Source organism: Clostridium sp. UBA7791 (assembly GCF_002480755.1).
GTDB lineage: Bacteria > Bacillota > Clostridia > Clostridiales > Clostridiaceae > Clostridium_J > Clostridium_J sulfidigenes.
The window spans coordinates 720,668-737,909 of sequence record NZ_DLCT01000003.1; the positions used below are offsets into that span (position 1 = coordinate 720,668).

A 17,242-nucleotide genomic window follows, 5' to 3' on the forward strand; every position below is an offset into this window, starting at 1 on the left:
ATAATAATCTAAATAATATATTCATAAAATCTAATTATTTATTATAAAAGAGAAATAAGAAAGAATTAAATGAAAAACTTTTATTTTATCTTATTTTTATATATAATCTATTTATGATGTTTTTAGGAGGATCTATGATAGAATTAATAAAAAAAGTGGATATAACACTATTGCAGTTTATAAATAAAAAATTACGATGCAAGTTTTTAGATAAAATTATGCCATATATAACATTTTTAGGATCTGCCACATTTTGTATGGTTTTTGTTGTGATGACTGTTATGTCTAAAAGTAAAGAAATTAAGAACCTAGGATTTCTAGCATCTTTATCAATTATTACTTCTGGCGGTATTACTCACTTTTTAAAGAGAGTAAAAAATAGGATACGACCATATATAAAGTTTCCAACGCTAAACATAAAGAAGATAGGTGTAGATGATTATTCCTTTCCATCGGGTCACACCACTGCAGCTTTTTCAATTGGAGTTAGTATTGCACTAAGCTTTACTGGATTAGCAGTAGTATCTATAGTAATTGCTAGTCTTGTGGGATTTTCAAGGGTTTATCTTGGTGTACATTATCCAACAGATGTAGGTGCAGGAGTTGTAGTTGGAACTTTGAGTGCCCTTTGTATGCATATGATAGTATAATAATTAGGAAAGAGATAAGAATTTAATTTAGATTCTTATCTCTTTATTACATCATAGATTATTCTTAAAGAATTAATGGATAGTCAATATTTCATCAATTACCCTTCCATCACATTTTGGAAATTTAATACCTAAAACTTTTGAGAGGGTAGGGGCTATGTCCACTAAATTCATATTATTCATAAAAAAGTTTTCTTTAAACTCTTCACCACATCCAATAAAGAGAGTATGGATATCAGGACTATTAGGATGATAACCATGATTTCCGTTAGATTTTCCCTCTTTAGGAGTGGTTGAAGTCACTATAGTACCATTAAATTTATCTATAAAAATAAAACCTCTTTTAGCTTCAATCATAAATGTAGCCTTAGGATCACCACCTAAATCTATTATCTCATCATTTCTATATATCTTTGCAATTCCCTTAGATTCATCAAGAGATAAGGCTTTTAAAATATTATAAACTTTTGAGGAGAGATTTTTATTAAAGTCATCCTTAACATATACATAGGCACTTCCATCACAAGATTTTACATATACTCTCCAAGAATTAAGTCTGTTATCATCACCCATGCTTATTAACCCTTGATTTTTAAATAGGGTGTTTAAGGTAATAACTTTATTAAAGTCTTGAAATCCATGATCACCTAAAATAACTATAGAAGAATTATTATATATACCAGCTTCTTTCAGAGCTTTTATTACATCAGCTAATCTTCCATCATGGCGATGAAGTGAATCTACAGCTTCTTTAGAATCAGTACCATAACCATGACGTTGACTGTCTAGGTCTAAGAGATGTAGTAAAAGTAAGTTAGGTTTATACTTTTTAATGGTTTCTATAGCACAAGCAGTAGCAAAATTATCTAAGTTAGGCTCCTTTATACCATCAAGGAGATGTTTGAATTTTCTGTTTAAATTGAATTGGTATATAGGGCTTCCACCTAGAAGTGATGCCATTTCTTGAGATATATATTTATTGTTAGAGAAAATTTCAGGCATATTATATTTTATAGAAGATTTACCAGTAACAGGCCAAAATATAGATCCTACAGTAAGCCCTCTACTTTTTGCCATATCATATAGTGTTGGACCATTTACATATTTTCTGAACCAAAACCAATCTGGAGCAGCTTTTTCAGGTTCTAATAATTTATTGTTTACAACCCCATGGTTTTTAGGATACTTACCTGTAACTATGGTAGTGTGAGCTGGATATGTTAATGATGGATATATAGATTTAACATTTCTAACTACTGACCCCTTTTGAATGCATTGTGAAAAAGTTGGTAAGTTACTTATTATATCAAAATCAGCTGCTTTTAATCCATCAATTGAAATAACAACCAAGTGCTTATTTGTTAAATTATTCATAACTTATTCTCCTTAACTTTATGTTATATATAAATTATGATATACTAATTTTGTTATTAAATCTACATAGTAAGATAATATAAATAAGGAATAAAGAAGAAAAGTGGCGTAAGAAGGTGTAATTTTGGAGCTAAATTATAAAGAACAATTCACTATAAAGTTTCATGAAGGAGACTTTAAGGGAAATGTTAAATTATTTACAATAATGGATTATGTTCAACAAGTTTCAGAAAGTCATTCTCAAATTTTGGGGGTGGATTTTCAGTCTATGATGAATAAAGGATTATTTTGGGTAGTATCTAGAGTTGAAATTACAATGGAAAGATATCCTAAGGTTGGAGAAGATATAACAGTAGAAACTTGTTTAGGTGGCCGTGAAAAAGTTTTTATGAAAAGAAGATTTAAGATTAAGGATAAGGATGGACAAGTTATTGGTAGAGTTTTGATATATTATTTAATTGTAGATATTGAAACTAGACTTCCACAAAAGCCGTCCATGTGCCCAGTAGATATAAATATTAATGTAGGGGATGTCATTGATAATAAGCTTAACAAGATAAAGATGCCAGGTGAGGCTATAGAAACTGTCAATAGGAAGTTATATTACAATGATATAGATATAAATAATCATGTTAATAATGCTAAATATATTTCTTTTATAGAAGATTTCTTTTCTTTAGATTGGCATAGAGTAAAGAAAATATCTTATATGCAACTTAACTTTATTAAGGAAATTAAATTTGATGATTCGTTAATAATGAATAAATTTATTGAGGATAAAGAAAGTAATAGTTTTTGCATTAATGGAATTTCAGAAATTTCAGAACAAGAATTTTTTCAATGTAGGTTAAAGTTTTAAACAAATGTGTATTGAAAAGTCATTAAGATAAAGGTATCTAAATAATAAAATTTTTAGATACCTTTTATTTTAAGAAATAACTAATATAGTATAAATAAAAAACTGTAAAGGAATACATAATGTAAGAATATAATTTATTAAAGTGAAAATTAAATTTAGAAAACAATCACATATAAAATTTAATTTAAAAATATTTATAAATATGAAATAAAAAGTGAAAAAAATTTACGAATAATAACCATTGACATTAATGGGTAAATAATTCATAATAAATATGGAATATTCATAAAAGATTTAAAATTTAAAATAAGGGGGAGCAATAATTGACGCATAAGAAGGGTTTGAAAAAGGCCGTTAGCAAAGAAGGTATTATATTTCTAATTTTATTTTTAGGTTTTTTCATAGGTATGGGAAGCGTTATGGGAACCATAAATATGTTTAATACCCTAATGGAAACTGCGTATAGCTTATTAATGAAAACAGTTTTTTATATAATGGCTATTGCGGTATTGGCAGGAGCTATATCTGCACTTCTATCAGAATTTGGAGTGGTATCTTTAATTAACAAATTGTTATCACCATTAATGAAGCCACTTTATGATTTGCCTGGTGCTAGTGCTATAGGAGTTTTAACCACCTATCTGTCTGATAATCCTGCTATACTTACTTTAGCAGATGATAAAGGATTTAGAAGATATTTTAAAAAATATCAGTTGCCAGCTTTAACTAATTTAGGAACAGCCTTTGGAATGGGGTTGATTATTACTACCTATATGATGGGACAAAAGTCACCTATAGGAGAAAGTTTTATACTGCCAGCTATAATAGGTAATGTAGGAGCTGTAATAGGAAGTATTATAAGTACTAGATTAATGCTTAGACAAACCGCGAAAATTTATGGAAAAGAAGAAATGTGTGTACAAGACAATGATACTGGTTTTGACATGATGAACTATAGAGAAATTAGAGATGGAAGTGTTGGAGAAAGATTTATTGGTGCTATGCTTGAAGGAGGAGCTTCAGGAGTACAAATGGGACTTGCTATAATTCCAGGAGTTTTAATAATTTGTACTTTAGTTTTAATGCTTACTAATGGACCATCTGCATCTGGAGCTTACACTGGAGCTGCATCAGAAGGTATCGCACTCTTACCTTGGATTGGGGAAAAACTACAATTTATATTAGTTCCGTTATTTGGTTTCCAAAGTCCTGAAGCTATAGCTTTCCCGATAACATCTTTAGGGGCAGCAGGAGCTGCAATTGGTTTAGTACCGGAAATGTTACAAAATGGATTAATAGGTGGTAATGAAATTGCAGTATTTACAGCTATGGGGATGTGTTGGAGTGGATATTTAAGTACTCACGTTGCGATGATGGATGGTTTAAAGTGTAGAGAATTAACAGGTAAAGCTATTGTTAGTCATACCTTTGGTGGATTAATAGCAGGTATGTCAGCTCACTTTATATATTTACTTATATCAAAATTCATATAAAAATAAAAACCACCTTTTTAGAGTGGTTTTTATTTTTATTATAATGGACATACATATGCATTTATATGCGCTTCAATGGGTTGATTAGTGGAATTTAAATAATTATTTAATATACCAGTCCTTAAGCCTTCACTACATATAATAATGTTATAGAAGTTACAATAGTTTACAATATGAGTTATTATTTCACATCCACCTAATATAATATCAGCACGTTTTTTTGAAAGACCTTGTAAGTTTTCTCTCTCTTTTAAACTTATAACTTTAAGGCTTTCACAAAGAGTTTTTAGTTCATGAGGGTTGGAAAATTCTATTGTGTTAGTAGATGAACATGAATTTGTTAAATAATTAGAATATATCTTTCCGAGATTCTTAAAAGTTCCGCCAATGCCAACTAAAGAGCTTCCATAAAAGCTTTCAATCCAAGGTATATTAGAAAATAGCTTATAGAAAAAGTCCTCGTTGTAGTCACAGCTCAAGTATCTGCCACGCTTATTAACTTTTATTTTCTCAGTTATGTTTATAGAACCTAGAGGAATACTAGTGTAATTTGTAAATTTACCCTCTTCTACAAAAATTAATTCTGTACTATTTCCACCAGTGTCCATTATTATACCTTTATCTAGATTACAAGTAGAAAAAACTCCAAGGTAAGATAAATAGGCTTCTTCTTTAGGTGATAAAACCTGAACTAAAATTCCAGTATGAGCTTTTATTAAATCAAGAACATAGTTACTATTTTCAGCTACTCTTAAAGCTTCCGTAGCTACACATATGATTTTAGAAACTTTATTTATAATACAAGAACGTAAAAATTTTTTTAAAACTGTTATTACATGAATGGTTTTTTCAGAACTTACAATTTTATTGGTAGCTAAGGTAGCTCCAAGTCTTAAATGTTCTTTATCTTCATCTATAATCTTTGGATTGGACTTATCATCTATATTAACAATTAGTAGGTGAACCGTATTTGAACCAATATCTATAATAGCAATAATATTCATAATACTTGATACCTCCCCAAAAAACTCTTTTATTATTTATACGATAAAAATAATAAAATATCACATAATAAATATATTAGACTATTGAAATTTAAAGAAAGAGTTTTTAAAGAAGATATGATAAGAAAAAAATATTAAGGCTATGTATAAGAAAAAATCTACAGAGCTAAAATTTCTAATAAATTTCACATAGCCATAATATTTACTAAGTTGCAGTTTCAATGAGAAGTATATTGCTAGGAATATTTGCTTTTACTTCAAAAGTTTCATTGGAAATATAAGCGCTGTCAGAGCCTGTTAAGGTAATATTATCAGAATTACTTGCACAAATTTCAGTTTCTCCATAACATTGAAATAAATAGCCTTGTCTATCTTTGTTAATTGTAAAAGTTAAATCCTTGTTAGGATGTAGTAATGCAAAATAAATATTGATATCACAATTAGATTTAATAGGAGCCAGACCATTTAAAGGACTAATAGCATATATCCACTGATTTTCAATAGAATTTTTAAAGTCATATTTATTTAATATAGGAGATTTACTATTCTTTTTTTGAATATAAGAGTTATTATTGGTGTATAAGGTTATTTCAATAATATCTAGAAAATCAATACCACTATTAAAAATATCATAAGTTATCCCATCCATAGAATTAATATAAAGAAAATTTCCAGATGAAAGGGTTTCTAAATTTCCTATGTTATCGCTATATAGTAATTCACCGGAGATTACATACATAATAAATTCTTCTCCTATTTTAAAATTATTATGAGTTCCACTTCTAGGAACTAAGGTAATATTTTTTAGTTCTTTGATGCAAAGTTCTGAATCCATATTTTCAATAGAAGTAGAAAGATTAGAAGTAGTTTTTAAATAAGAAAAATCTTCTTCTTGATTATAAGTAACAATTCTTCTATTAATCAAAATATTACCTCCCACTATATAATTAAATGTTTATATGATCAAATAATTTTAATAAATATAAAATTATTCTACGATATTAGTATTTGCAGTTTTTATAATTTAATAGTAGGTATGTTTTTCACCTACTATTAAATAAATTAATAAGTGGGAATAAATTAGATAATAAAAGAATATATGATAAGATGATATTTATTGTTTAAAATGTGGTAATATAGTAATATAAAAAACTTAAAATGACTTTGGGGGGAATAATTAGTGATAAAATTTCTTAAAGAATGGATAATACCAGCATTAATTGCTATAATTTTAGGATTTTTAATAAATAAGTTTATTTTTTTCAATGTAAATGTTCCAACTAAATCTATGTATCCCACTATTACACCAGGAGATAGAATATTTTCATTGAGAACTTATAAACCATCATCTATTAAAAGAGGAGATATTTTAGTATTTCATTCTGATGAGCTAAATAAAGACTTGATTAAAAGAGTAGTAGGTCTTCCAGGAGAGAATGTAGAAATTCAATCAGATGGAAGTGTATATATAAATGGTGAGTTTCTAGAGGAGAGTTATGTAAGTAGTTTTAGTGATACTACAGGTTCTTTTAATGTACCAGAAGGTTGTTATTTATTTTTGGGAGATAATAGAGGAAATTCTATTGATGCACGATTATGGGAAAATCCTTATATATCTTTTGAAGACATACAGGGAGAAGGAAAATTTATTATATTTCCTTTTGATAGGTTTGGTAAACTAAAATAGTGTATAAGTAAGTAAAATGTTAAAGAAGTATTGAAGTGGTGAAATTTATTTCACCATTTTTTTATTTTAATTTATGCTAAATACAATAATAATTAAACTATATTTAGGGAAAGATAAATTCATATCCATAAAATATATTTAAAGGTATAAGGGAATTTAACAATAACTAAAATCAGCAATAAAATAAAGTGGTAAGTAATGGAATGAGGGGAAAAGTAAATATTAAAAATAAGTCAAAAGATGCATAATCAATGTGACTAATATATTTTACAAAGGAGGAATTATAAATGAAAGATAATAAGAGATTATCCCATACTGCCTATGGTGGTATAAAAGGTGATGATTATATGCCTTTTATATCAACTACAACGGCAATGCCTGAATCAAGTGTTTATTCTATTCTAATGGGTGCAGTATTTACAATGATATTTGCTGCTGCAAACACTTATTTAGGATTAAAGGTTGGTCTTACAATTTCAGCAGGTATTCCTGGGGCAATACTTGCCACAGGGATTTTAAAAGGATTGTTTAAAAGAAACAATATATTAGAGGCTAATATGGTTGCTTCAATTGCAGCAGTTGGAGAATCTATAGCAGGTGGAATTATATTTATACTACCAGCAATTATTTTATGGGGAATTACATTAAGGGTTTCTACAATAGTTATTGTTACTCTTCTAGGAGGGATAGTAGGTATATTTTTTGTTACTCCTTTAAGAAAATTTTTAATAGTTGAGGAGCATGGAAATTTAGTATATCCAGAATCTATGGCTGCAGCTGAAGTTTTAGTTAATGGAAGTGAAGGTGGTAGTGGATTTAAAATGGTTTTAATGGGTCTCGGAATTGGTGGAGGTTATAAGTTAGCTTCTGGAGGATTTGCTCTTTGGAGTGAAAGACCAGAATGGGTTATACCTGCATATCAAAATTCCGTATTTGGAATAGATACATTAGCTTCACTTCTAGGGGTCGGCTTTATTGTAGGTACAAAAGCATCGGCATTTATGTTTGGAGGATCTCTTGTAGCTTGGCTTGGATTAATACCACTTATTAAATATATAGGTAGTACAGTTCCAGAACCTTTATTTCCTTCAACTATGTTAATCTCTGAGATGGGAGCTTCAGATATATGGAGTAAGTATATAAGATATATAGGAGCGGGAGCTGTTGCCGCAGGAGGATTTATTTCTTTAGGAAAATCTGCACCAACCATTATTAGATCTTTTAAAGAAGCCATGTCAGGTATAGGTAAAAAGGAAAGTGGTGCAACTACTAGAATAAATGAAGATCCGCCAATTGTTTGGGTGATAGCTTCAGCAATATTGGTATTTGTTCTTGCATGGTTATTGCCACAAATTAGAGTAGGAATAATTGGCTCACTAATGGCAGTAGTATTTTCATTCTTCTTTGCAGTAGTTTCTGCAAGAATGGTTGGTATAATTGGTGCATCAAATAATCCTGTATCGGGTATGACTATTGCTACTTTACTATTTGTTACAGCCATATTAAAGATAACTGGCAATATAGGGCAAGAGGGAATGATTACAGCTGTTATGGTAGGTGGTATAGTATGTGTAGCTATAGCTGTTGCTGGTGGTACAGCTCAAAGTTTAAAGACTACATTTGTAATTGGTGGTTCTCCAAAGAAAGTACAAATTGGAATGTATTTAGGGTTAATATTTGGTGCTGTAGTTTCTGGGTATGTATTATTAATGCTTCATAATACATATGGAATTGGTTCAGAAGCAGTGCCAGCACCACAAGCTACTCTTATGTCAATGGTTATAGAAGGTGTTATGACTGGTGAATTACCTTGGGTACTTGTGTTTGTGGGAGTATCTATAGCTATATTTTCAGAAATATCTGGTCTACCAGTACTACCAGTTGCGCTTGGTTTATACTTACCTATACATTTAAATGCAGGTATATTATCAGGTGGTATAATTAGAATATTTGTTGAGAAGAAATTTAAGAAAAATGAATCCCTTATGAAAGAAAAAGTAGAGAGAGGTATTCTTATATCTTCTGGATTAGTTGCTGGAGATGCATTAATGGGTATAGTAGTTGCAGGGTTTGCTACTTTAGGACTTAATGTGGCCTTTGGACTTAATTTTGAAGGGTTAACCCAAAATTCTATATTCTCAACAGGTATATTTATAATTCTTGGAGTAATTATTTATCTTATTTCTTGTAGTGGAGATAATGAAAGAACTTAAAGGTAAATTATGATTATTGATAATATTTCTTATAATATTAAAAAATATGGATATAATTATGAATAATATTAAAGTTAAGAGCCATTGAGGCTCTTAACTAATTTGTAGGTGATTTGTATGAAAGGTAAAAAAACACAAAATAAAGAAGAAAAGAATTTTCTTTTATATATTCCCCAAATTGAACATGATAACTATAAAATTAATGATAATAATATAGTTACTTTATACTTTGAACATAACAAACCTATAGAAAAGTTCGCAAGATGGTTAGTGAAAAAAAATAATCTTAGTGATATAGTTTTTGATGATAAATCATCGCTGGCGTGGGCTTTAATAGATGGTAAAAGAAGTATATATGACATTGCACTTGAGATGGCAAGGAGATTAGGTGATACGGAAGAAGTAGCTATAGAGAGGCTTGTAATGTACATAAGATATATTGCTAAAAAAAGGTGGATAAAATTCATAGGAATAAAACATAACCAGGGTTGATATTAGGAAATATGTAGACATTGAGAGTAATATCTACTATTTAAATAAATAAATTGAACAAAAACAACCTACTATATAGCTTGACTACTTTAGGCTTTGGTGTATAATTATGACTTGACTAGATAGAAATTTTTACGGAAATGTAAAAAATCTATCATATTTTATTTTAAGCATATTTTATATGAATAAAATTCGGATAGATTAATAATATTAAAAATATAAATTTATAAGTAGTAGGGGTATAAAGATGATTATTGCAGATGTTAAAGTTGGTAGAATTACAATGCCATTAAAAAAACCATTCGTAACTAAAAACGGAGTTTATAATTATTCTAACGAAGTAGTTGTAAAGATTTTTACGGAAAATGGAGATGTGGGAATAGGAAGTGCAGCTCCAGCACCAAGAGTGACAGGGGAGACAGAAAGTTCAATTGTAGGTGCTATTAAACATATTACTACATTTATTAAGGGAATGGATCTTACGTGTCTTCAATGCATTTTTAAAGTTATGGATGAATGCATTAAAGGAAATAATAGTGCAAAAGCAGCTGTAGAAATTGCTATATATGATCTTTGGAGTAAAGGAGTAAATACTCCTTTGTATAAGTTATTAGGAGGATTCAATTCAACGGTACTTACAGATATAACTATACAAGATGATGATAAGATGGAAAATATGATAAATGCAGCCTATGAAGCTACTAGAGATGGCTATACTAATATAAAGATAAAACTTGGAAATAATGTAGAATCAGACTTTGAAAAAGTGAAATTTATTAGACGTGCTATTAGAAAAGGAATAAAAGTAAGAGTTGATGGTAATCAAGGCTGGTCACCTAAAGATGCAATAAAGATAATTAAGAAGATAGAGCAATTAGATTTAGACATAGAGTTTGTAGAACAACCAGTTAAAGGTTGGGATATCGAAGGATTAAAATTTATTAAAGATAATGTGGATACTATGATTTTAGCTGACGAATCAGTGTTTGGATCCCCAGAGGCCTTTAAGGTAATTCAGAATAGAGCTTGTGACTTAATCAATATAAAACTGATGAAATGTGGAGGAATACAAAATGCCATAAGAATTTACAATATGGCAGATACCATGGGTATAAGGTGTATGGTTGGTTGTATGTTAGAGAGTAAAATTGGAATCACAGCAGCAGCAAGCTTTGCAGCTTCAAGAGGAAATATGATAACAGCAGATTTAGATACAATGATATACTTTGCAGAGGACCCTATAGTTGGAGGAGCAATCTTTGAAGGAAATAAAATCACTTTGTCCGATGAACCTGGTCTTGGAATTACTGATATAAGAGGTTGGGAAGAAATAGTATAAGTAAACTTTATCCATCTATATATTATATTAATTTTGCATAGATGAAAGGGTTTAAGATTAATATATAGAACTTATAATAAGTTACTATGAAAATTCATTATAAGAATCTAATAAAGGAAGTGGTTTTATGTCAAATGATCTTAAAGACCAATTAAAGAAACAGTTAGAGGTTGCCATAGAAGAAGAAAGATTAGAACATGTTATAAAAATAATAAATGATGAAATTCTTAAGTGTATAGAGAAAAGAAAGCATATAACCAATGCCATATTAGAATACAGAAAAAATGTTTTAGAAGAATTTAAAGATGATGAAGATAAGATAATAGAGTATTTTGACCATGAAAACTACGTAAAAGAAGAAAATTTTAAAAGTACTGATAGAAAATTAAAAGAACTAACAGTGTTAAAATCTTCTCCTTATTTTGGTAAGGTTACTTTTAGAGAAGAAGATTATGGGATAGAAGATATATACATTGGAAGGTTTGGAGTAACTTTAGAGGAAACCTTTGAACCACTAATTATAGATTGGAGAGCTCCAATTTCAGCGCTTTTTTATAATAATTCAGGAAATATTGGTCAGTATAATTCACCTGAAGGAGAAATTACAGCTTCTATTTTAGAAAGGGTTCAATATATCATAAAGAGAGGTAAATTAGAGGGATTATTTAATTCTAATATCGATATAAAAGATGATATTCTTCAAATGGTATTAAGCAAAAACTCTTCAGATAAGCTTAAAGACATAGTTATGACTATACAACAAGAACAAAATGAGATTATAAGACAAGATAAGAATAAGATACTAGTTGTAGATGGTGTAGCTGGAAGTGGTAAAACTACTATTGCACTTCATAGAGTTGCTTATTTAATTTATAATTACAGAAATCTTTTAGAAAATAAGGTTTTAATTTTAGGGCCTAATAGAATATTTATAGATTATATTTCAAATGTTCTTCCAACTTTAGGAGAAACAGGAGTGTTTCAAACTACATTTTTAGATTTAGCTTTAGATTTAGTAGATGTAGATGATGTTATAGATATTAAAGATGTTATGGAAAGAATTCTTAATAAAGATAAAGGTTTTGAGAAAAAAATTATTTATAAGAGGTCCTTAAAGTTTATGGAGGATCTAGATAGACTTGTTATTAAACTAGAAGAAGATAGTTATTTTAGCCATGGAGTTTTCTTTAGAGATAAAGTTATAGCAACTAAAGAAGAAATAAAAACCATGTTTACAAAAGACTTTACTTCACTACCGTTATTTAGAAGAAGTAAAAAAATTAAAAGAATTTTATTCTCTAGAATTAGTGATGCGAGAGATGAAGAATTTAGATTTATTGAAATGAAGTATAAAGAGAAAAAGAAAGAGTTTACCCCTGAAGAATTAATACTTCATATAAATGATTTAGAATTCAAAAGAAAATTAGAAATAAGAGAATTAGTAAGAGATGTAATAGAAGTAAAAGCTACATTAAGTTATTTAGATGGAAAAAATATAGAAAATATATATGAAGAATTTAATGGTGATAAAGAATATACAGAAGAAGACTTGGTTGCTATATTATACTTAAAAGCTAAACTCATGGGCTTAAGGCTTAATAGAGAAATTAAACATTTAGTAATCGACGAGGCTCAAGATTATTCACCACTACAATTTATAGTGTTAAAAGAACTTGTAAATACTAAATCGATGACTATAGTTGGAGATAGTAATCAGCAATTAATACCTATTGAAAATAATTCTTCTTTAAGTAGTATTAAAGATATATTTAGTGAGGATTCAGTTGAAATGTTTAAGTTAAATAAAAGTTATCGTTCAACTAAAGAAATCATGGAATATAGTAATATATATATAGATGATATTTCCATAGTACCTATGGTTAGAACTGGAGATTCTGTTAATGAGATATTAGTAAAGGATGAGAAAGAGATAAAAGAATATATTATAGAGCTAGCAACTAGCTTAAAGAAAAAAAAACTTGAAAATATAGCTATTATAACTAAAAATTTATCTCAATCTAAGTATATATATGATTTGTTAAAAGAAGATATTTCATTAAAGCTTATAGATAAAGAGAATCTTCATATTGCTGAGGGAACTATGATTATGCCTAGTTATTATGCAAAAGGCTTAGAATTTGATGGAGCTATTATAATTGAAGAGGACATCCAAGAAAGATACAAGGACAATCTAATGTATATAATGTGTACAAGAGCACTTCATAATTTAATAGTTATTAAGAAATAAAAAGTAATAGCATCACAGGGTGCTATTACTTTTTATTTTTAATATATTATAAGCTATCTTCATATCCTTGAATTTTATTTAATACTTCTTCATATATTTGGTCAGCCTTATTAAAATCCATATTAGGAACATAGAATTCCTCTAATTCATCATGTAAATCTTTAGCTATTTTTATACAATCAAGACCTTTTTGAAGTAGGATGTAAAAAATGGAAGAAATATCGTCTATATCATCTTGTTTTTTTTCAATATAATTTGCATCTAATAGACTATCCATATCATATTCCTCGCCATGAAATTCTATTTTGGTAATTTCATTTGATGTTACTAGAGCAACATTTAATTCAGGAATTAATAAATGTTCAATTTTTTCAGGATTTAGTGGAGTGTGTAGAATCTCTACATCTAGACCCCTTCGAGTAGCTTCATCTGCAATATATTCAAGAACACGAGTTTTGCCAGTTCCAGGAGAGCCTTTAAGTACATAAACACTGGACATGTCTTCTACTATATTATGAATATAAGTTATAACTCCCTTTGGAGTAAATCCTGTTGCAAATAAGTGGCGTTTTTTACCCAGTGATGAGAATGTATTAGGAAGAATTCTATTCTTCAAATTTTCTTTTAAAATATTAAGTTCATAAAGATTTAAAGCTTCATTATTAAAGGTATACCAATCATCATAAATAGATTTAGCCGCAGCAAAAAATCTGTAAGCTCTTCTAAAGGAATTTCCAATTTCTTTATTCACAGCTAGAATGTTAAATTTTATGTTCTTAAAATTCTCTTCTTTTAAACATATGCCCATATTTACTATATCATCTACAGCACCAGGAGTAATAGGGTCTATCATATGGGGAGATGTGCCATCAAGCATAGCTACTTTTAATTCTTTAATTAGAACTCCATCTAAAGAATCACTATCAGAAGAACAATGATGAAATTCTACATCATATCCTCTATCAATGTAGTGTTTTCCAATTTTTTTCATAAGGGAAGATTTTCCTGTACCAGGACCTCCCTTTAAGCAAATAATTCTAGTTGCATCCTTTTGGGAAATAATATAATTAAAGTAAGAGTAAAAGCCTTTTCCGGTATTGCCACCTAAAAAATAGTGAGTGGATATTCCAGTCATAATTAATCCTCCAATGATTTCTACACTATCATAATATTATATAAGTTAAAAATGGTTAATAAAAATTCAAATTAATTAGATAAAAGATGCATCTACGGTAATTATTGCGTTGTGATTTGGAGAAACTTTCTTAATTTCCTCATTTATTTGTTTTTGTAATTTAAGTTCTGATTCTTTAGTTATTATAAAATCATCCTTAACTACTACATCAAATATTAGGTTTTTATAGTCACCTTCACCTACTACTCTAAAATCATGAAAAGAAGATATATGAGGAATTTTATTTAAAACTTCTTCCAATTCTCTTTTTGCACTAAGAATCTCTTCATCCTTTGTAGTTACTGGATCCATATGAATTAGCAGATATATACCCAGTTCAGAAGAAATTTCCTTTTCAGCTCTATCTATAACCTCATGAGCAGCAACAACAGAAATATCAAGAGGAACTTCAGCGTGAATAGAAGCAATTATTCTTCCAGGACCATAATTATGAACTAGCAAGTCATGAACACCATCTATATGTTCATAGGATAATAACATTTTTTGAATATCTTCTACTAAATCATTATCAGGAGCAACTCCAAGTAATGGGTTTAAAGTATCTTTAATTAGGTTATATCCTGCATAAAGAATTACTAAGGAAACAACTAAACCAATATATCCGTCTATAGGAAGTGATGTGAATTTTGAGATTAGTAGTGATATAACTACAGTAGAAGAAGATATTACATCACTTATTGAGTCTACAGAAGAAGCTTTAAGAGCGGAAGAATTTATTTTGTTACCTATACCTCTATAGAACCTACTTAACCATACTTTAAATGATATAGATATGATTAAAAGAATAAATGGAAGTAGTGAAAATTCTACAGGAACAGGATTTTTAATTCTCTCAAAAGAGCTTTTTATGAATTCAAAGCCAACTAATATTACTAAAAATGCAACTATAAGACCAGAAATGTACTCAATTCGTCCATGTCCAAAGGGATGTTCTTTATCCGCTGGTTTGCTTGAAAGTTTAAAGCCAAAGATGGTTACTAATGAAGCACCAACATCGGAGAGATTATTAAAAGCATCAGCAATTACAGCAATACTATTAACTAAAAGTCCAGCAGTGATTTTAATTAAAAATAAAACTAGATTTACTAAAATACCAACAACTCCACCAAGATATCCATAGCGTTCTCTGACTTTTTTATTTTTTATATCTTCACTATTTTTAATAAATTTTGTTATAAGTTTTTGAGAAATCAATTATTACACCTCTTTATCAATATATTTTTTCTCATAACTATAGTATAACACGAGAGCATGTTATAAATTAGGGAAAATCACAAAATTCATAGGAAATGTAGTAAAAGTTTGGTATACTATTACTAGTATTTCGTTTTAAGGAGGGGATTAATTATGTCAAAAGAATTGAAGTTTGCTAAAGAACTTATAGATTTTTTGTATGAAAGCCCTACTGCTTTTCATGCAGTGAAAAATGTTAAAGATTCTCTTGAAGGTTGTGATTTTAAGGAATTAAATGAAGAGGATAAATGGATATTAGAAAAGGGTGGTAAATATTATACTACTAAAAATGGTTCTGCATTAATTGCATTTACTGTAGGTAATGGTGAGGTTGAGAACCATGGATTTAAAATTATAGGTGCTCATACAGATTCACCTACATTTAGAATAAAACCAAATAGTGAAATTATATCAGAAAATAATTATATTAAATTAAATACTGAGGTTTATGGTGGTTTAATAAGAAGTACATGGATGGATAGACCACTAGCTGTAGCAGGAAGAGTTGCTTTAAAAGGTGAAAATTTACTTAATCCAGAGTTAAGGTTAGTTAACATAAAGAAACCAATATTAATAATACCTAGCTTAGCAATTCATATGAATAGGGAAGCCAATTCTGGAGGAGAATTAAATCCACAAAAAGATACTCTTCCACTACTTGCAATGGTAACTGAAGAATTAGAAAAGGATAATGCATTAATAAACATATTAGCTGAGGAAATGAAGGTAAATAAAGAGGATATTATAGATTTTGATTTATTCCTTTATGAATTTGAAAAGGGATGTATTGTTGGATTAAAAGATGAATTTATATCTTCAGGTAGATTAGATGATCTTCAAATGGTTCATGCTGGAATTGAGGCACTAAAAGAAGCTCCAATAACTGAGGGCATAAATGTAATGGTATGTTTTGATAATGAAGAAGTTGGAAGCTCTACAAAACAAGGAGCCGATTCTGATATGTTAGCAAATATTTTAGAAAGAATTGCTCTTTGTCTTGGAAAAGGGAGAGAAGAGTTCTTTAGAGCACTTAGCAGATCCTTTATTATTTCGGCAGATAATGCTCACGCAGTTCATCCTAATAGTCCAGAAAAGGCAGATCCGACTAATAGACCAATTGTAAATAAAGGTCCTGTTATAAAGATAAATGCGAATTGTGCATATACTAGTGATTCAGATTCTTCTGCTGTATATGAATCTATTTGTAATAAAGCAGGGGTACCAGTACAAAAGTTTGTGAATCGTTCAGACTTAAGAGGTGGTTCAACCATAGGACCAATTTCTTCAACCCATTTGAATATACGTTCTGTAGATATTGGAAATCCAACCCTTGCTATGCATTCTATAAGAGAGTTTGCAGGAGTTAAGGATCATAGTTATGTAGCAAAATCCTTTGTAGAGTTTTACAAAATATAATATAATTATAGAAACTCCTTGTAACAAAGGAATAATTAT

General features: G+C 29.1%; 14 protein-coding genes. 9 read left to right on the forward strand and 5 right to left on the reverse strand.

Features of this window, described 5'->3' with window-relative positions:
• Positions 1-134 precede the first annotated feature (134 nt).
• Positions 135-650 carry a phosphatase PAP2 family protein gene (locus B3Z56_RS05075; protein ID WP_346848928.1) on the forward strand — a complete coding sequence of 172 codons (516 nt, stop codon included), beginning with the start codon at positions 135-137 and terminating at the stop codon, positions 648-650.
• A gap of 72 nt (positions 651-722) precedes the next feature.
• Here B3Z56_RS05075 and B3Z56_RS05080 read toward each other — a convergent pair whose 3' ends face one another.
• The gene (locus B3Z56_RS05080) at positions 723-2,024 is read right to left on the reverse strand and encodes an ectonucleotide pyrophosphatase/phosphodiesterase (RefSeq protein ID WP_346848929.1); all 1,302 of its coding nucleotides are present in this window, start codon (positions 2,022-2,024) and stop codon (positions 723-725) included.
• A 124-nt stretch (positions 2,025-2,148) separates the two neighbouring features.
• Between B3Z56_RS05080 and B3Z56_RS05085 the strand changes: the two genes are divergently transcribed.
• Both B3Z56_RS05085 and B3Z56_RS05090 read left to right on the forward strand, forming a co-directional pair.
• Positions 2,149-2,883, forward strand: a complete 735-nt coding sequence (locus B3Z56_RS05085) for an acyl-[acyl-carrier-protein] thioesterase (RefSeq protein ID WP_346848930.1) — start codon at positions 2,149-2,151, stop codon at positions 2,881-2,883.
• Positions 2,884-3,206: 323 nt separating this feature from the next.
• Positions 3,207-4,376, forward strand: a complete 1,170-nt coding sequence (locus tag B3Z56_RS05090) for a CD0519/CD1768 family membrane protein (protein WP_346848931.1) — start codon at positions 3,207-3,209, stop codon at positions 4,374-4,376.
• Between the two features lie 38 nt (positions 4,377-4,414).
• On the opposite strand, the gene B3Z56_RS05095 is transcribed toward B3Z56_RS05090, so the two are convergent.
• Positions 4,415-5,380, reverse strand: a complete 966-nt coding sequence (locus tag B3Z56_RS05095; RefSeq protein ID WP_346848932.1) for a hypothetical protein — start codon at positions 5,378-5,380, stop codon at positions 4,415-4,417.
• Positions 5,381-5,585: 205 nt separating this feature from the next.
• Positions 5,586-6,305, reverse strand: coding sequence for a hypothetical protein (locus tag B3Z56_RS05100; protein ID WP_346878375.1), 720 nt, complete (start codon positions 6,303-6,305; stop codon positions 5,586-5,588).
• A 255-nt stretch (positions 6,306-6,560) separates the two neighbouring features.
• Here B3Z56_RS05100 and lepB point away from each other — a divergent pair, with 255 nt between their 5' ends.
• The 5 genes from lepB (at position 6,561) to B3Z56_RS05125 (ending at position 13,359) form a co-directional block, all read left to right on the forward strand.
• A complete protein-coding gene (gene lepB / locus B3Z56_RS05105) occupies positions 6,561-7,067 on the forward strand; it encodes a signal peptidase I (RefSeq protein WP_346848934.1) in 507 nt (168 codons plus the stop codon).
• 287 nt (positions 7,068-7,354) lie between these two features.
• The gene (locus tag B3Z56_RS05110) at positions 7,355-9,280 is read left to right on the forward strand and encodes an OPT family oligopeptide transporter (protein ID WP_346878376.1); all 1,926 of its coding nucleotides are present in this window, start codon (positions 7,355-7,357) and stop codon (positions 9,278-9,280) included.
• Between the two features lie 117 nt (positions 9,281-9,397).
• Positions 9,398-9,772 (forward strand): PqqD family protein, encoded by a 375-nt coding sequence (locus B3Z56_RS05115; protein WP_346848936.1) that lies wholly within the window; start codon positions 9,398-9,400, stop codon positions 9,770-9,772.
• Between the two features lie 247 nt (positions 9,773-10,019).
• Positions 10,020-11,111, forward strand: a complete 1,092-nt coding sequence (locus B3Z56_RS05120; RefSeq protein WP_035132568.1) for a dipeptide epimerase — start codon at positions 10,020-10,022, stop codon at positions 11,109-11,111.
• 127 nt (positions 11,112-11,238) lie between these two features.
• Positions 11,239-13,359, forward strand: a complete 2,121-nt coding sequence (locus B3Z56_RS05125) for a HelD family protein (RefSeq protein WP_346878377.1) — start codon at positions 11,239-11,241, stop codon at positions 13,357-13,359.
• 46 nt (positions 13,360-13,405) lie between these two features.
• Here B3Z56_RS05125 and B3Z56_RS05130 read toward each other — a convergent pair whose 3' ends face one another.
• A complete protein-coding gene (locus B3Z56_RS05130; protein WP_346878378.1) occupies positions 13,406-14,494 on the reverse strand; it encodes a PRK06851 family protein in 1,089 nt (362 codons plus the stop codon).
• 75 nt (positions 14,495-14,569) lie between these two features.
• A complete protein-coding gene (locus B3Z56_RS05135) occupies positions 14,570-15,748 on the reverse strand; it encodes a cation diffusion facilitator family transporter (protein ID WP_035132558.1) in 1,179 nt (392 codons plus the stop codon).
• A gap of 153 nt (positions 15,749-15,901) precedes the next feature.
• Here B3Z56_RS05135 and B3Z56_RS05140 point away from each other — a divergent pair, with 153 nt between their 5' ends.
• Positions 15,902-17,203, forward strand: coding sequence for a M18 family aminopeptidase (locus B3Z56_RS05140; protein WP_346848939.1), 1,302 nt, complete (start codon positions 15,902-15,904; stop codon positions 17,201-17,203).
• The last annotated feature ends 39 nt before the right edge of the window (positions 17,204-17,242 follow it).

What these genes read in the sequence shown, in the direction of transcription:
- B3Z56_RS05125 (WP_346878377.1), top strand. Translation starts at nt 11,239, where the DNA reads ATGTCAAATGATCTTAAAGACCAATTAAAGAAACAGTTAGAGGTTGCC.
- B3Z56_RS05120 (WP_035132568.1), top strand. Translation starts at nt 10,020, where the DNA reads ATGATTATTGCAGATGTTAAAGTTGGTAGAATTACAATGCCATTAAAA.
- B3Z56_RS05115 (WP_346848936.1), top strand. Translation starts at nt 9,398, where the DNA reads ATGAAAGGTAAAAAAACACAAAATAAAGAAGAAAAGAATTTTCTTTTA.
- B3Z56_RS05140 (WP_346848939.1), top strand. Translation starts at nt 15,902, where the DNA reads ATGTCAAAAGAATTGAAGTTTGCTAAAGAACTTATAGATTTTTTGTAT.
- B3Z56_RS05130 (WP_346878378.1), bottom strand. Translation starts at nt 14,494, where the DNA reads ATGACTGGAATATCCACTCACTATTTTTTAGGTGGCAATACCGGAAAA.
- B3Z56_RS05095 (WP_346848932.1), bottom strand. Translation starts at nt 5,380, where the DNA reads ATGAATATTATTGCTATTATAGATATTGGTTCAAATACGGTTCACCTA.
- B3Z56_RS05080 (WP_346848929.1), bottom strand. Translation starts at nt 2,024, where the DNA reads ATGAATAATTTAACAAATAAGCACTTGGTTGTTATTTCAATTGATGGA.
- B3Z56_RS05075 (WP_346848928.1), top strand. Translation starts at nt 135, where the DNA reads ATGATAGAATTAATAAAAAAAGTGGATATAACACTATTGCAGTTTATA.
- B3Z56_RS05110 (WP_346878376.1), top strand. Translation starts at nt 7,355, where the DNA reads ATGAAAGATAATAAGAGATTATCCCATACTGCCTATGGTGGTATAAAA.